The sequence below is a fragment of the Mycolicibacterium xanthum genome, from assembly GCF_019710635.1.
In the GTDB taxonomy this organism is placed as follows: domain Bacteria; phylum Actinomycetota; class Actinomycetes; order Mycobacteriales; family Mycobacteriaceae; genus Mycobacterium; species Mycobacterium xanthum.
In genome coordinates, this window is record NZ_JAIFZS010000058.1 from 20643 (window position 1) to 34828 (window position 14186).

Sequence of the window (14186 nt, forward strand, 5' to 3'; positions counted from 1 at the left end):
ATTTCGTACAAATCCCGGCATGCTATGCCGACCGCGCCGCGCTTCTGGGGGCCCGGAGGGACTGCTTCCCTGGTGGTGGGGGAAAAAGTTTTTTCCGGCCTCCCTCTCGCCACGCCTATGGCTGCGATGGCGCGCGGCGGGTACCGGAGGGGTGGGTGCCCTGGGGGGTGGTCAGGCCCGCGCGCGATCACCAAGTCACGCGGGCCTGACCGTTCCCGGGGTGCTGCGGGCTGGCGGACTCGGCAAGAGGTAGGCCAGCCGCGCACACCCGAGCCTATTTACGAACCGGGCTCGAGGCTGAACTTGCCCAGCCAGTTCGGCCTGGTGACGCCCCAGCCGATACGCCACGTCGCCCGCAGCTGCACGGCGTCGCGGGAGAACAGGGCGTGCTCGGACACGGCGACCTGCACGGGCCCGATCGCACTGACGATGGCGCGCCGGTCGAGGACCAGGCCGTGGTAGGCGGGGATGAACCGGCTACGCAGGATCGGCAGCGACAGCAGGCGGGGTTCGGTGGTTTCGGTTCCTGCGCCGAGCAGCATGGCGTTGTAATCGGTGCCGATCTTCATCGTCTGAAGGCTGCTCCATGCGTACGGATCCACCGCGATCGCCGACGGTGTGGCGCCGTTGGACTCCAGCGTGGCGATCAGCTCCACCAAGTTGTCGAGGTTGTCGTACACGCCGGCGTCGGCGGACACGGTGCCGGGGATGTTGAGCAGCCCGGTCGGATCGGTCACGTCAGCAATGTAGGAGTTGTCGGCCTTGCGGACCAAATCCCTTGCAACGCTTTGGGATACCTGCTCGGCGGTCATCTCCTGCCGGAACTGCTCGCTGGAGAGGTTGACCAGGCGGGCCAGCTTCTTGGTTCTGACGACCGCCTCGCTCAGGGTCGGTTCGTCCTCGGGGATCTCGGCGTTCTCATCGACATAGTCCGCGCTCTCGGCGTCGTCGACGTAGGCGACTCGGACGGCAGGCTGATCACCGTCAACCTCCCCGGCGATCGTGGAGGTTTGCAGGATCAGGGCGTCACCGACGACCTCGTTCGCGGCGAAGAACGTGGTGTCCGGCCGCCACGGATAGGCAGAGGTGGGGGTAGTGAGCGTACTCACGGGCAGGGTTCCTTTGAACGGTCACAACGTGTTCAGGGCAGCGTCGTGAAAACTGTTGGTTTTCATCGCGGCTGCCCGTCCTGGGCTGTGCCGTGCCCGCGCCTGGCGGGGAGCGTGCGCCGGGCCGATCAACCTGGACCGGGATCCCGGCGCAACGCCCATTCTATCCGCTATCTGGTGCGCGGCTTGAACGCCGACTCCCAACGGTTCGGGTTCGGCAGGATGTTGGGCACGTTGCCGACACCGGGCACCGGGGCGCCCTTCGTCTGCACCCCCAACGTGTCCCGGGCCTGTTTGACGGCGTCGGCGACTTTCCGGGGATCGACCGCCCCGTCATCACCGACCATGTCCGACAGGGCGGCGACCGCATGCACGGCCGCCGGCCGGACACCGGCGGAGTCGGCGATCGCGTCGATCTGCGACCGCTGCAACGCCTCGACGGTGGCGGCGAGCCGGTCACGCTGCGCCTCGGCGTCACGTAACTTCCGGCGCCACTTCGCGGCCTCCTTGTTGGAGGACTCCTCGACCGGCTCGGGCGGGGTTTCCTCCGCAGCCTCGGGGGCCGGATCGACCGCCTCGACGGGCTCGGCAGGATCCGCGGTGGTGTCGGGGGTGGGTTCAGTCATCAGGGTTCTCCATACGGACATGGTTGACGAAGTCACGAACCTGCTCATCGGTCATGGTGATCGCCTGGTGCAACACGTCGTGCACCAGGGCCATCTGGTCGGGCTCGAGCACGACGTGCAGGCGGCCGATCGGCGCCGGCAACTCCATCGCCAGATGGCAGGCGATCCGCCCGGGTTCTTCGGCGGGGCCGAAACTCACGCCGACCTGATACGCCCGCACGTAGACGGGGTCTGAGGTGTTCTCGATCATCTTGGTGTTCCTTCCAATTGGTTGGGTGGGAAATTTCTTTCGACTGGGCGTCGGGGACTATTCGCGTCCGAGCCCGTCCGGGGAAAACGCGGCGCTCCACCGATTCGCGCGCGACGACGGCGCGCCGAGCCCGGACTTGAGGCCCTTCACCGACAGCCGCCGACGCGGCGACGGCGGGGTGATACCGAAATGCTCCCGTGTGGCCGCCACCGCAGCGGCGACCAGATCGGCGTCCACCGTGCCGTCGGCGCCGACCAGATCGGACAGGGCGACACCCGTCGCCCACAACGCCGCCGGCCGCACCCCAGCCGCGGTGACCTGAGCATCGACCTGCACCCGCTGGAGCGTCTCCAGCTTCGCCGCGAGATCGTCACGGGCCGCCTCAGCATCGCGGAGCTGGTGCCGATACCGGGCCGCCTCACCCGATCCCCCGCTGTCGGGGGTGTCCTCGGCGGGCGTGTCCTGCGGGGTTTCCGGCCCGTCGACGGGGTCGTTTACGGGTTCAGCGGATTCATCAGACATTCAAAACCTCCTATAGGTGTCGGAAAAGCGGACTATGGATCGGTTTGTAAAAAATGTCGAAGCTAACCTGCGACTGCTTCGTTGTCGCAGGTCAGGGGGTTGACCCCCACCGGGGTGGGTGGTCATCGTGGCCTGCCCAGCTTGGTGGCCTTGTCGATCAGGTGGTGTCCGATGTCGGCGGCCATTGCTGGGGTGAGTGCTACGCAGATCGGGTTGTGGTCGTTGTCGCGGATGGTGAGCATCACGACGTCGGCGCCGGTTTGGGCGATGTGGCCGGCGGCGATCTGGGTGGGCTGCCCTGCGGCGGGCGTGATGACGGTTGCGCCGGCGGGGATGTGGTTGAGGATGCTGTTGTCGGGCTCGTCGGGGCCGGACTCGTTCGGGTTGGTGGTCATGGTTGGGTTCCTTTCTCAATTGCGGTGCTGTAGTTGGTGATGGTGTCGCCGACGACGATTCGGCAGTCGCGGCAAATCCTGCTCGGGTGCCGGGTCAGCCGGGTGGTGCAGACGAGGCACGGGCCGGGGGTGCGGCGGCGGCGCCGGGGTAGGCCGGTTGCTGTCATGGGCTATCCCCGTTCTCACTGCGGCCAGCGGCCATAGTGAATTCGTCTGCCATGAAACGCATTTCGTCGGTGGTCAGCTTCGCCGCCAACGCGGCCGCTAATTCCTCCAGCTCGGCGCACCGTTGCGGTCCCAGACGGCGGCGCCTGGCATCACGTGCTCTGTCTTCCCTGCTGGCACCGCTGGCACGGGCTCGGGAGCGCCGGCTGACCGGCGGCTTGCGGGTGCGACCGCGATCGGTCACCCACCCGTAGCGCTTGGCCAGACTGATCAAGGTTTCACCGTCTGGGCATGGCCCCCACACTTCCGAAGCGATCCGCAATGGCCGGTGCTGCTCGTCGCGCTGGTCGAGCATCGGCGCGAGGGCCGCCGCTGCGGCGCGGCCCTTGAACACCTCGCGCATGTCGTCGTACTTGACGCCGCACGTGATCAGGAAGTAGTCGAACTCGGCAGCCTGCCAATGGCATGCGTGTCCGTTGATGTCGTAGTTGCGCCAGGCGCCCGAGGTGGCGATGTCGACGACGGCCTCCGCGATGCGCGCGATACTGCCCGCGTCGAACATCCTGGTTGCGAATTCCCGGACGCGTTCATTGTTGGCGTCGTGAACGGTGGCTGGTGGATTAGTCACACCGCCTGGCTGGTCAGTGTGGCCGGTGGCCATAGTGGTCATGTTGTGCCTCTTCCTGTTGATTGGGTTTCGTTCCCGCCGGGCACCTTTGGCACGTTTGCCCGTATTAACTCCCGTCTGCGCGCCCGTGAAAGTGAACCCGGAACACGTGCCAAACGTGCCCTACCTGTCTTCATCGGGGGTGTCCTCGCTGGCCAGGACGCAAATACCGTGGCGCCAACGATTTCCGTGGGAAGGCTTGGCGGCGGGGTATCCGCGCCGGTCCAACACCTCGCCGAAGTTGCCACGGCCGATGTCGTCGCATCCTTCGGCTTTCGCCCACCGCTGCCATTCCTCGTAGAGCTGGGTGGTGGTGGCCTTCACCGTGGGTGCGCACACGCACCGGTCGGCGATGAATCTGCCGACGGTGTCGCTGCGGCGCTGATAGTCGTCGGTGCGGGCCCGCACCGCGTCGGGTTCGGCCAGGCCGCCGTCGAGGTATCCGCGCAGCCCGGCGATCGCCCACGACAGGATGCCGTCGGCCTCCAGCTCGAGCTTGCCGGGAAGGGTGTCGTCTTGTTCGTCGTCGGGGATGACGGTGTCGAACGGGACGACGCGCAGCCGGCGCCAGATCGCGGGGCTGTCACCGGACACCAGCGGTAGATGGTTAGTGACCAGGACGGGTAGGTGCGCCGGGGTGAACTCCACGAAGTCCTGCCGCATGCGGCGGGCCTTGATGCGGTCACCGCCGGTCAACCGTTTCATGGTGGCTTCGGCCAGGCGCCGGCCCTCGTCGGTTTCGGACACCACCACCAGCCGCCGGCCCATCAGGTCCATTTCTCCGGTGGGGTGTGCCCCTTCGCGGTGCATGAACAGGTCGGGCTCGGCGGTGGCGGCGTAGTCGCCGAGGGTGTGCAGCACGGCGTTCCAGAAGGTGCTTTTGCCGTTGGCGCCGACACCGGTGCAGATCGGCAGCAGGTGCTCGCGGACCTCGCCGAGCAGCGCCAGGCCGAGGAGGCGTTGCACGAACCCGCGGACCTGGCTGTCGGGCAGGATGCGGGACAGGAACCCTTCCCATTGCTCGGCTGTCTGCTCGCTGCTGTAGCCGCCGTTGCAGACCTTGGTGATGCGGTCGGCCGGATCGTGTGCCCGCACCCGTAGGGTGTGGAGGTCCACGGTGCCGTTGGCGGCGTTGAGCAGGTAGGGGTCGGCGTCGAGGTCGGCGACGGTGGCGGCGAACTCGGTGAGCGCGGAGGCGATCCCGAGGACTCCGACGACTCCGGAGTTCGATTCGCAGGCCCGGATGTCGCGTTGCAGTTGCCGGTCGCCGAGCGCGCCGGCCAGCGCCGCCCGGAGTACGTCGAGGACTGCCCGTTTCGCGGCGCCGATCTCATCGACCGCCCAGCGGGTGCCGTCCCAGTGATACCAGCCGATCCCGTGGACGTGCAGCAGCCGGTCGCGGTGGGACGCGGCGAGCCGGTAGGCCATCCGCACCTGCCCGGAATGCCCGAGCCCGCTGGCGTCGGGACCGGGATCGGCCGGGCCCGGATCATCGGGGTGGTGCCCGTTGCGGGCCGCCTGATCGCGGCGGGCATCGTCGGCGATGAGTTCAAGCAATTCGTCGGAGCGGTCCAGATCGTCGGTCACGCGACCACCTCCTTCCGCGCCGCTGTGCAGTCGGCTCGGTGCCGGTGATGAACAACCGGGTAATACAGGCATTGGTCGCAGTACTCGGCCGGTTTCGGGACCGCGGTGCAGTCGGCCCGGTGTTCGCCGCTGTAGACGACCGGGTGGTATCCGCAGCCGGTGCAATAGTCCGTTGGCGGCGGGAACGTGTTGCCCTGAGAGACAAGGGTGAAGTCGTGGTGATCACGCCGTGCGAACATTCAGACCACCGCCTGCGGGTCGGCCGTCGAGGTGTCCAAGTTGGACACCTCGGGATCGGCCCACCGGTAGACCCGTTCGGGGTGCGCATCGCGCCATTGCCGATGCCGGTCATCGCAAACCGCGCAGTCTGCATCACACTGCCAGGAGCGGATCTCGTCGAACCCCGTCCCGAGCAGCCGCCCGAACAGTTCCCGGTCGGCCAACCAGTGATCCGCCTCGCGCAACTGATGCCATGTCATCCGCTCCAGGACGTCGCCGACCGTCTGCCAGTTCGCGCCCTCACGATGCTGCATGAGAGCGGTCATGGCGATCCGGCCCTGCAAGTCGTTGATCTCGGTGACGACCTGTTTTTCTAGCTCCTCAAGCTGGCGACGTTTCTCGGCGCGGATCTCTTCGGCGCGTTCCTCCTCCCGGCGTTTGGCCTCTGCCGCAATCTCGGCTTCGGCCTGGCAGAGGGCGGCGCGGACCGCTCCCACCGTGGACGGCGAGCAGCCGACCCGGCGGGCAATTGCACGGTCGGAATCCCTTGTACGGCGACGGATCTCGTGGCCGATGATGTCGCGGACCTGTTCACGTGTCAGATGGCGGCGTGAGCAGTTGAGCGCGACCGCCCGGTCCATCGCGTCATCGTCGTCATCGACGGTGATCACGACGACCGGGTAATTGATGCCGAGTTCGGCGGCGATGGCCGCCCGATGGTTACCATCGACGATCCGGCCGTACTGATCTTTGATGACCGGCATCTGGACGCCTTTGTCCATGATGTCGTTGCGGAGCGCTTCGTATTGCTCGGCCGGCAGCTCCGGCATCGGCTGGAAGTGGTCACTCATGCGATCACCCCGTCGGTCAGCCGGTGCAGTTCCTCGGCGAGGGCGCGGTCGTCGCCGCCGCGCCGCCACATCTGGCGCAGCGTCGTCGCGTCGAACAACGGTGCCAGTCCGGCGATCGCCAGGTGCTCGGCCGCAGCCACCACACCATCGGCCTGCGGGTCGGACAGCACATCGGGACGCCACGGTGTCCACGGATCAGCCACCCGGCTGTGCTCAAGGACCGGCAGGCGCCGGGACGCGGCACGCCGACGACGAACACCAGCCACAGCCGCGCACTGACGGTCTGCGGCGCTAGACTGCGGATAGCCGTCGGCTTCGTGGTGGTTGTCGGTGGTGGTGGTTAGTGTGGTGTCGCCCAGGCCGTGCGCCTGGGCTTCATCTTTTCGGGCCATCTACGCACCGCCGTCCAACTCGGCGCGGATCATCCTTACAACGCGGCACAACTGTTCATCGAGCGTGTCGCTGTCATCGACGCGGAACACCAGCCAGCCCTGCGAACGCAGCCAGGCATCGCGGGCGACGTCCTTCACAGCCACATCAGGTCGCCAATGGTGCGGGCCGTCGGCCTCAAGTGCGATTCTCACGGTGGGCCAGGCGTAGTCGAGCCGGTATTTGCCTACGCGGTATTGGGTCTGATCGAGAATGTCCCAGGTGTGCAGCCGCCAGGTGACTCTGTTCTCCAGCGATGTGCCGGTTGGCAGGCCGTGCTGCTCGATGAGGTTGCGGGTGATGTGATGGATAGCGGTGGTCACGCCGCACCGCCGACCGGCTGGATAAAAGCCTCAAGTTCGTTGAGGTCGACCTTGATCAGGCGGGGGCCGACACGGTAGCCGGTGAGCCTGCCTTCGGAGATCCAGCGGCGAAGGGTTCTCGGGTGAACGTCGGCGTTCTTGGCGGCTACGGGAATGCCAGCCAGACGCGGCTGAGCCTTCGATTTGGACATGGCGCACCTCTCGCACCGGGTGCCGACTCCGGTAGGGGTGCGCCAATTCTGGACGGGCTCAGTGTTCCGTTATGCCTACATACGTTACATGGTGTTCCCGCGTGGGAGCGGGATCGTGGCGCCTCGGCGGGTTGCGGCGAGATCCTGGCGGATCTCAGAGAAGGTGATGTTGAAGAACGTCCGGTGTGGGCACCGCAGTGTGATTCGCTCACTCTCACTGTCGCCGCTGGTGAGCCACTGAGCCCGCGCCGGGTCGCGTTCGCGTTCAACCTGGAACACGTCGGGGCGCCCAGCGCCCGCGGCGGGCCGTTGCGGCGGGCGGCCGAGCAGCACACCATCGGGTGTCGAGAGCACATGCAGAAGGACGCAGCGGCACCCTGCCCGCCGGTAGGTGATCAGCAAGTGGGCGTTGAGCTTTCGCTTGTCCGACAGGAAAGACTCGTATCGTGCGGCCCGCTGCCGTGCCGGCTCAAGGACAACCCTGTCCATGATGTTGATCAGCCGGGCGATGTCATCGGGGTCGACGCGGTCCTCTTCGTCATCCATCAGGCACCGCCTGCGGCAAGTTTCGACAGACGTTCGGCAATCTCGGCGTCGCGGCCCTCGGCGACATGCTGGTACTTGAGCGCCATCGCCGGGCTGGTGTGACCCAGCCTGTGCATCAACTCGGCGGTGGTGGCGCCGGACTGCGCGGCCAGAACCGCGCCGACGTGCCTTAAGTCGTGGACGCGGAAGTTCGGCTTGCCGATGGCGGCGCGGGCTTTCTCCCACGGATACTGGTACTCGTAGTGGCGCACATGCCCGCCGGCCTTGCCGGTGAACAGCAGCGAGTCGCCGGCCTTGCCGACATGCTCGGCGAGATGCTTCTTCAGGGCCGGCCTGATGTGCGGCGGCACGTTCACGGTTCTGATGCCCGCCGACGTTTTCGGCTCCCCGACGTGGATCGCGCCCTGGCGGTAAGTGACCGCCCGCCGAACATGCACCGCACTGCAATCGCGCTCGATGTCCTTACGGCGCAACTCCGATGTCTCACCCCAGCGCAGTCCGCACCAGGCGGCCAGAGTCACGGTCATCTGCAAATGCTTCGGCATCTTCGCAGCGAGCTTGTCCAGCTCGGCCGGGGTGAGCACGTCGACCTGATGACGCCGCCTGGTCTGCGATGCCTTCGGAATGCGGCACGGGTTGCCGTCGAGCAGTTCGTCCTGCACGGCGGTGGCGCAGATCGCGTGCAGCAGGCTGTATGCGTGGGCGTTGCGGGTCGGGGTGTCCGCGCCGAGGTCGGCGTGCCATTCGCGAACCTGGGCGGGGGTGAGCTTCACCAGCTTGGTGTCGCCGAGGTCGGGCAGAATCAGCCGATCGAGCAGTGACCGGTAGAGCTGGTGGGTGCGGGGGCGTAGCCGCCGCTGTTCCAGCCAGCGGTCGGCGTACTTGGTCAGGGTGATGCCGTCGGAGCGTTCCGCGGCGCCCCAGGTGCCGAGGTCGATCTTGCGGCGTTCGTTGGACAGCCAGCCCTCGGCGTCGGACTCCTGGGAGTACGTGCGCGGCGCTTTGTGCAGGCGCGTGTCGGGTCCGACGTAGGCTGCCTGCCATCGGCCGCTAGGTAGTTGGCGCACCCGGCCGAACCCGCGTTTCTTCCGCGCCATCGTTTGCCATCCCCTCGGTCATTCCGTGCAAGATTCGTGCAACATGAATGTACCAATGTGTCTGACAGTGTCCTATACTGTCACTGCGGCTTGAGCGGCATACCAGCAGGTAGAAGCGCGAAAACCGCTGATAAGAGAATCGGCCACGTCGCATCCACCATCAGGTTCAAATCCTGTCAGCCCGACCAAGAATAAGGGCCAGGTCGGCTTCAGCCGGTCCTGGCCTTTGCGTTGCGGAGGGCGACCAGGATGTCGCGAGCCCGAGTGCCCTCCGGGTCAGCGGCGCTCAGACGGCGGCTCCTGTCAGCCCGACGTTGTGATGTCTCAGGACATCGGAATGGTCCCGCTTGACCGTCGAACGAGTCCGCTCGCATCTCGATGCCGAGCCGTGGCACTGCGATCCTCAAGCGACAAGCTCGATATGGGCATCGTGGCCATGAGATCGGGCGAGCCGTCCGTCGCAGGTGACAAGCGGTACGTCGAAGCCCTCTGCGAGGGCGATGTAAAGTCCGTCGGCCACGCTGTGAGTGCTCCGCAATTGGTAGGCGCGCGAGACGAATGGCTTTGTCGGCCAACGACGAACCGGCAGGCTCAGGAAGTCGGCAACCGCGACGAGTCCTTCGTGATCGCTGATCAGCCGCCGCATGACGGCCCGCCGTACCGCCCCCATGACCTCGACGTCGAAGTGGGCAGGGGCATGCACCGCCTCGCCCCGCAAGCGCTGCGCCACTGCCGCACCCGGCGGCGTCGCGAGGACGAGTTCGACCACCGCAGAGGCGTCCACCACGATCACTCGGACCGAGCCTCGTCAAGCAACTCGGCTGCGCTCGCACCGAGGTCTCGGCGCGGCAATGCCGCGAGACGGGAAAGAACATCATCGAGGGCTGGCTCTCCCGCGATCTCGGCGAGCCGAGTCAGCAGGAAATCGCTCAGGCTCATCCGCTGCGCTGCGGCACGGGCCTTCAGTTCGTGGAGAAGTTCGTCCGGAACATTTCGAATCTGGACCATGCTAGACATGCTTTAACCATACTCTTCATGTTTTACACATGCGATAAAGTTTGAGCGGCGCTGGGATTGTCGGATGGGACCGCGTCGGGACCACTCGTCATCCCCTAATGCCGAACGCCGCAACACGGCCGCCGACCCATGGCGCCGGCCGGGGCGAGCGCCGGGCACCGACCCGGGCAGAGCGTGCCGATGAAAATTGCGTTCACCGCCGGCAGGAGGAGCTGCGCCGCGAGCTTCGGGACTACTTCGCGACGCCGATGACCCCGAACGCCGCGAGGCGCTGAGCTTCGTCGACGGCCAATACCGCGACGGCGCGGTCTATCTCGAGGTGATCCGGCAGCTCGGCAGGGACGGCTGGCTGGCCATCGGCTGGCCCACCGAGTTCGGCGGTGGGGCCCGGTCGATGGTGGAGCAGCGGATCTTCGGTGACGCCGCGGCAGTGGCCGGAGTGGCCGTCCCGTACCTGACCATCAACACCATCGGCCCGACGCTGATGCAGCACGGTACCGGAGATCGCGGCGCGGATCTGTGCGAACGGCCCACTGGCGGTGCAGAAGTCGAAGGCGTCGATCCTGGCCACGGGCTGGCTCGACGAACAGGACGCTCGGGCGATCGAAAGCGGATTCACCGCGCAGGTCATCGGTTCGCAGGATGCCCGCGAGGGCCTCAGGGCGTTCGCGGAGAAGCGCAGGCCGCGCTTCGGCGGACGGTAACTTGCTCGGCGCGCATCGCGGGACACCTCCCGCACTGGCCGCCCCCGGGTCACCGGCAGCACGTCGAGCACTGGTCAGCCGACAATCGGCAGTCGCCGCTCGCGGGCGAGCCGGTGTAGCGCAGCCTGCATCACGCGGCGCACGTGGGCGTCGACCACCGCGGGGTCGGCGTCGGGTCCGTATTCGGCGATGACGTCGACGGGTTTGAGCACCTCGGTGATGATCTTGGTGGGCAGCGGCATGTTGACCGGGAGAAGGGCACTCGGCCCGAACGGGAAACCGATCGAGACGGGCAGGATGTCCGTCCGGCCCAGCCTGCGTTCCAGGCCGGTCAACCGCAGCGCACGGGCCAGCCATACGCCGCGGGTCAGGTACAGCTGCGTCTCCTGGCCACCGATCGACACCGCGGGCACGATCGGGACGCCGGCCCGCACCGCGGCGGTCACGTACCCGGTGCGGCCGGCGAAGCTGATGAGGTTCTCCCGAAGCGTGGGCCGGTACACGTCGTAGTCTCCACCGGGGTACAAGAGGGTCACCGCCCCTGCCGCCAGCGCCGCGGCGGCGTTTTCGGGGTTTGCCTGAACGATCCCGAGCTGGGGCAGCCACTTGCCCGCGGGGCCGTGGAACAACATGTCGTGGGCCAGGATGTAGAGCGGGCGCTGATAACCGAACCTGCGGTAGAAGTCGACCGCGAACACCGCCGGGTCGGGAGTGACCATACCCCCGGAGTGGTTGCACACGACCAGCGACGCCCCGCTGGGGAGGTTGTCGAGACCGCGCACCTCCGATCGGAAGTACAGCTTGTTCATCGGTTGCAGCACAGCGACCAGTCGCCGCACGGCACCGCGGTTCCACCTGCCCACCTGGGTGCGCACAATATTGGCGTCGCTGCCGGCCATCGCCCTCCTCGGGGAGATGAACATACGCCACCGCGAATGCTTCCGCGGCCGTTTCGGCCGGGCGGCGGGGGCGGTCGGCGAAGCTCCGGCTCGATTCATTGACAGCCGGCCCGGTTCGGTGTGATAGTCGTCGTGCGCAACTGAAAATACCGTTTTCGAAACTGGTGCCCGCCGGTGCCGGAACGGAGAAATGTGGCCGAAGAGCAGGCGCCCACCGCGTGGAGAAACCCGATGGCTTGGCTACCGCAGTCGATTGCCGATGCGGCCCTGTCGGACGGCGCCGGTGCGGATGGACAGCTCGCCGCTGCCTGGGCCCACCTGCAGGAGCGCTTGTCCGCGGCCGAACGACTGGTGGCGTCGGCGCCGGTGAACCAGAACCGGATCGACTACGCCTCCGGGATGCGCCACCTCATGGTCTTGCTTGCGGTGGGCGTCGACACGGCGCTTCGGGCCGACCCCGATCCGGTCCTCGCGGTCAATCGCGCCAAGATGGACGACATCGTCACCTGGGGCCTGGAATGCCCCGACTGTGTCTACATGAACGCGGGCATGCGTGCCGGTGAGACCTACCGGCTGTCCGGGAACCGGGGCACAGCACGCTATGTCGGCCTACAGACCATGGACGGAATGACCACTGTCGCAAACTGTCTCGTCGACGATCTCCAGTTGGACGACGACGGACACTTCGAGGCGATCCTCTCTGCCGACGAACACAACGGCAACTGGTTGCGCCTGGCCGGCGATCATCCGGTCCTGACGGTGCGGAACTTCCTCTACGACTGGGACACCGAGGAGCCGGCGTCGCTGAGGATCGAGCGGATCGGTGCGGAAGTCGGCCCGATGGACCGACCCGTCGAGCCCGACGTCTCCGTCTCGCGGCAGCTCGTCGCGCTGGGCGACTTCGTCCACGACAACCTGAAGTTCTTCCTGGACTTCGGCGCTATGCCGCAAGCCAACGGTTTCATTCCGCCCATGGACATGACGGAGATCGGTGCTGCCGCCGAAAACCGGCCGGTGATAGGACGATTCGAACTGCAGCCCGATGAGGCACTGATTCTGGAGCTCGACCCGCCCCGAGGCGTCTACTGGAGCATTTCACTCGGCAACCCGTGGCTGGAGACCATCAACTATGGGCGCCACCAATCCAGCCTCAACGGCCATCAGACGGTCATCGACGCGGACGGACTGGTGCGCTTCGTCATCTCGGCGACGGATCCCGGGGTGGCCAACTGGCTGGACACCGCCGGACACAGCAACGGCGCGATGCTCCTGCGTTGCGTGCGAACCGACACCGCCCCGGTGCCGAAAACCCGCGTGGTGCCTGTCGACGCGGTCCTCGCGGCATTGCCCGCCGACACCGCGATGACCACCTCCGACGAACGCGCGAACGTCATCGCAGCACGTCGCCGCGCCGTGCACGAACGGTTCTACCGATGAGCTTCACCGCCGACGAACTCGAAGACGGAGCCCGCACAGCCACCGGGTTGGAGGACTTCGGGTCGACCTACTACCGCGAGGGTCTCGAGCGGACCGTCGCCGCGCTGAACACCGAGGCCGACCTCAATGACCTCGGCAGCATCATTCAGCACGCCACGATCAGCAATGCACTGATCCAGCGGCTCAAGATCATCGACACCTATCGGGCCCACCCCGAGATCGCGGACGAGACGATCGAGGGACCCATTGTCATACTGGGCCTACCACGCACCGGCACAACGGCTCTGGGCCAGCTGGTGGCCAACGATCCGCAGTTCAGGTCTTTGCGGACCTGGGAATCGCAGGCCCCGACACCGCCGCCCGAGGCGGCCACCCAGTACACCGACCCCAGGATCGCGCAGGCGGCCGAGGATATCGCAATGATCGACAGCATGTTCCCGGACTTCAAGACCATGATGAGTTCTGAGGCCGAGGCGGCCACCGAATGCCAGGACCTGATGGGAATGAGCTTCCGCACCTACCACTTCGACGGTGTGGTCCGGGTTCCCGGCTATGTCGACTGGCTGCTGCACTGCGATATGCGGGAGACCTACCAGTTTCACAAGTGCGTGCTCAAGCTACTCCAGTGGCACTGCAAGCCGAGTCTGTGGCAGCTGCGCACACCGGTGCACATGTTCGCACTCGAAGCGTTCGTCGAGGCATACCCCGACGCCAAATTCCTCTGGAGTCATCGTGATCCGGCGAAGGTGCTGGGCTCGGTGTGCAGTCTCATCGGCTATGTCCGGAGCTGGAGCAGCGACTACCGGAACCCGCACGAACTCGGCGCCGAGCAACTGGCGTGGTGGGCCGAGGCGACCCAGCGGGCCATGGACTTCCGCGCGAAGTTCGAAGACGACCGCTTCGCCGACGTGTCGTTCGCGGACCTGCAGACCGATCCGATCGGCACGATCGCCGCGAGCTACGAACAGCTCGGGCTGACCTTCAGCGATGCGGCCAGGGCGAAGGTCGGCCGATGGGCTGCCGACCACCGGCCCGGCCACCGGGGCGCGCACACCTACGAGCTGGCTGAGTTCGGCTTGACGCCGCAGCAGGTGCGGGATGCGTTCGGCGACTACCTGACAAAGTTCGGCGCCACGGCCTGATGGATACGAC

The 14186-nt window shown here is 66.6% G+C and carries 18 protein-coding genes and 2 pseudogenes; 4 read left to right on the top strand and 16 right to left on the bottom strand.

The window, feature by feature from the left end:
* Positions 1-278: 278 nt before the first annotated feature.
* The 15 genes from JDV09_RS21055 to JDV09_RS21125 form a co-directional block, all read right to left on the bottom strand.
* On the bottom strand, positions 279-1109 hold the full coding sequence (locus JDV09_RS21055; protein WP_221371083.1) for a phage major capsid protein: 831 nt from the start codon (positions 1107-1109) through the stop codon (positions 279-281).
* 170 nt (positions 1110-1279) lie between these two features.
* Positions 1280-1735 carry a hypothetical protein gene (locus JDV09_RS21060; RefSeq protein WP_221371084.1) on the bottom strand — a complete coding sequence of 152 codons (456 nt, stop codon included), beginning with the start codon at positions 1733-1735 and terminating at the stop codon, positions 1280-1282.
* The gene (locus tag JDV09_RS21065) at positions 1728-1985 is read right to left on the bottom strand and encodes a hypothetical protein (protein WP_221371085.1); all 258 of its coding nucleotides are present in this window, start codon (positions 1983-1985) and stop codon (positions 1728-1730) included. The genes JDV09_RS21060 and JDV09_RS21065 overlap by 8 nt, the downstream gene beginning before the upstream one ends.
* Before the next feature lie 57 nt (positions 1986-2042).
* Entirely contained in the window at positions 2043-2507 is a 465-nt protein-coding gene (locus JDV09_RS21070; protein ID WP_221371086.1) for a hypothetical protein, read from the bottom strand.
* A gap of 122 nt (positions 2508-2629) precedes the next feature.
* On the bottom strand, positions 2630-2902 hold the full coding sequence (locus JDV09_RS21075; RefSeq protein WP_221371087.1) for a hypothetical protein: 273 nt from the start codon (positions 2900-2902) through the stop codon (positions 2630-2632).
* A gap of 163 nt (positions 2903-3065) precedes the next feature.
* Entirely contained in the window at positions 3066-3728 is a 663-nt protein-coding gene (locus tag JDV09_RS21080) for a hypothetical protein (protein ID WP_221371088.1), read from the bottom strand.
* Positions 3729-3857: 129 nt separating this feature from the next.
* Positions 3858-5162 (bottom strand): DNA primase family protein, encoded by a 1305-nt coding sequence (locus tag JDV09_RS21085; protein ID WP_255605765.1) that lies wholly within the window; start codon positions 5160-5162, stop codon positions 3858-3860.
* A gap of 398 nt (positions 5163-5560) precedes the next feature.
* Positions 5561-6391: a ParB N-terminal domain-containing protein gene (locus tag JDV09_RS21090; protein ID WP_221371090.1), complete on the bottom strand. Its 831-nt coding sequence runs from the start codon at positions 6389-6391 to the stop codon at positions 5561-5563.
* The gene (locus JDV09_RS21095; RefSeq protein ID WP_255605750.1) at positions 6388-6594 is read right to left on the bottom strand and encodes a hypothetical protein; all 207 of its coding nucleotides are present in this window, start codon (positions 6592-6594) and stop codon (positions 6388-6390) included. Before JDV09_RS21095 ends, JDV09_RS21090 begins: the two co-directional genes overlap by 4 nt.
* 189 nt (positions 6595-6783) lie before the next feature.
* Positions 6784-7143, bottom strand: a complete 360-nt coding sequence (locus JDV09_RS21100; RefSeq protein ID WP_221371091.1) for an endonuclease domain-containing protein — start codon at positions 7141-7143, stop codon at positions 6784-6786.
* Complete coding sequence (locus tag JDV09_RS21105; RefSeq protein WP_221371092.1) at positions 7140-7334, bottom strand: helix-turn-helix domain-containing protein; 195 nt, start codon at positions 7332-7334, stop codon at positions 7140-7142. Before JDV09_RS21105 ends, JDV09_RS21100 begins: the two co-directional genes overlap by 4 nt.
* A gap of 84 nt (positions 7335-7418) precedes the next feature.
* Positions 7419-7880 (bottom strand): hypothetical protein, encoded by a 462-nt coding sequence (locus JDV09_RS21110; protein ID WP_221371093.1) that lies wholly within the window; start codon positions 7878-7880, stop codon positions 7419-7421.
* Entirely contained in the window at positions 7880-8977 is a 1098-nt protein-coding gene (locus tag JDV09_RS21115) for a tyrosine-type recombinase/integrase (protein WP_221371094.1), read from the bottom strand. The genes JDV09_RS21110 and JDV09_RS21115 overlap by 1 nt, the downstream gene beginning before the upstream one ends.
* Positions 8978-9380: 403 nt before the next feature.
* Positions 9381-9770, bottom strand: a complete 390-nt coding sequence (locus tag JDV09_RS21120; protein ID WP_221371095.1) for a type II toxin-antitoxin system VapC family toxin — start codon at positions 9768-9770, stop codon at positions 9381-9383.
* Positions 9767-9994, bottom strand: coding sequence for a FitA-like ribbon-helix-helix domain-containing protein (locus JDV09_RS21125; protein ID WP_221371096.1), 228 nt, complete (start codon positions 9992-9994; stop codon positions 9767-9769). Before JDV09_RS21125 ends, JDV09_RS21120 begins: the two co-directional genes overlap by 4 nt.
* Before the next feature lie 319 nt (positions 9995-10313).
* Between JDV09_RS21125 and JDV09_RS27325 the strand changes: the two are divergent.
* Both JDV09_RS27325 and JDV09_RS27330 read left to right on the top strand, forming a co-directional pair.
* A pseudogene (locus JDV09_RS27325) lies at positions 10314-10433 on the top strand (acyl-CoA dehydrogenase); the annotation flags it as partial.
* Positions 10434-10497: 64 nt separating this feature from the next.
* Positions 10498-10698, top strand: a pseudogene (locus JDV09_RS27330) (enoyl-CoA hydratase-related protein); the annotation flags it as partial.
* 74 nt (positions 10699-10772) lie between these two features.
* On the opposite strand, the gene JDV09_RS21135 reads toward JDV09_RS27330, so the two are convergent.
* Positions 10773-11597: a 1-acyl-sn-glycerol-3-phosphate acyltransferase gene (locus JDV09_RS21135; RefSeq protein ID WP_221371097.1), complete on the bottom strand. Its 825-nt coding sequence runs from the start codon at positions 11595-11597 to the stop codon at positions 10773-10775.
* Between the two features lie 231 nt (positions 11598-11828).
* On the opposite strand from JDV09_RS21135, the gene JDV09_RS21140 reads away from it, so the two are divergent.
* Together JDV09_RS21140 and JDV09_RS21145 are read left to right on the top strand one after the other, a co-directional pair.
* Positions 11829-13034: a DUF1214 domain-containing protein gene (locus tag JDV09_RS21140; protein WP_221371098.1), complete on the top strand. Its 1206-nt coding sequence runs from the start codon at positions 11829-11831 to the stop codon at positions 13032-13034.
* Complete coding sequence (locus tag JDV09_RS21145; protein WP_221371099.1) at positions 13031-14176, top strand: sulfotransferase family protein; 1146 nt, start codon at positions 13031-13033, stop codon at positions 14174-14176. Before JDV09_RS21140 ends, JDV09_RS21145 begins: the two co-directional genes overlap by 4 nt.
* Positions 14177-14186: the final 10 nt, after the last annotated feature.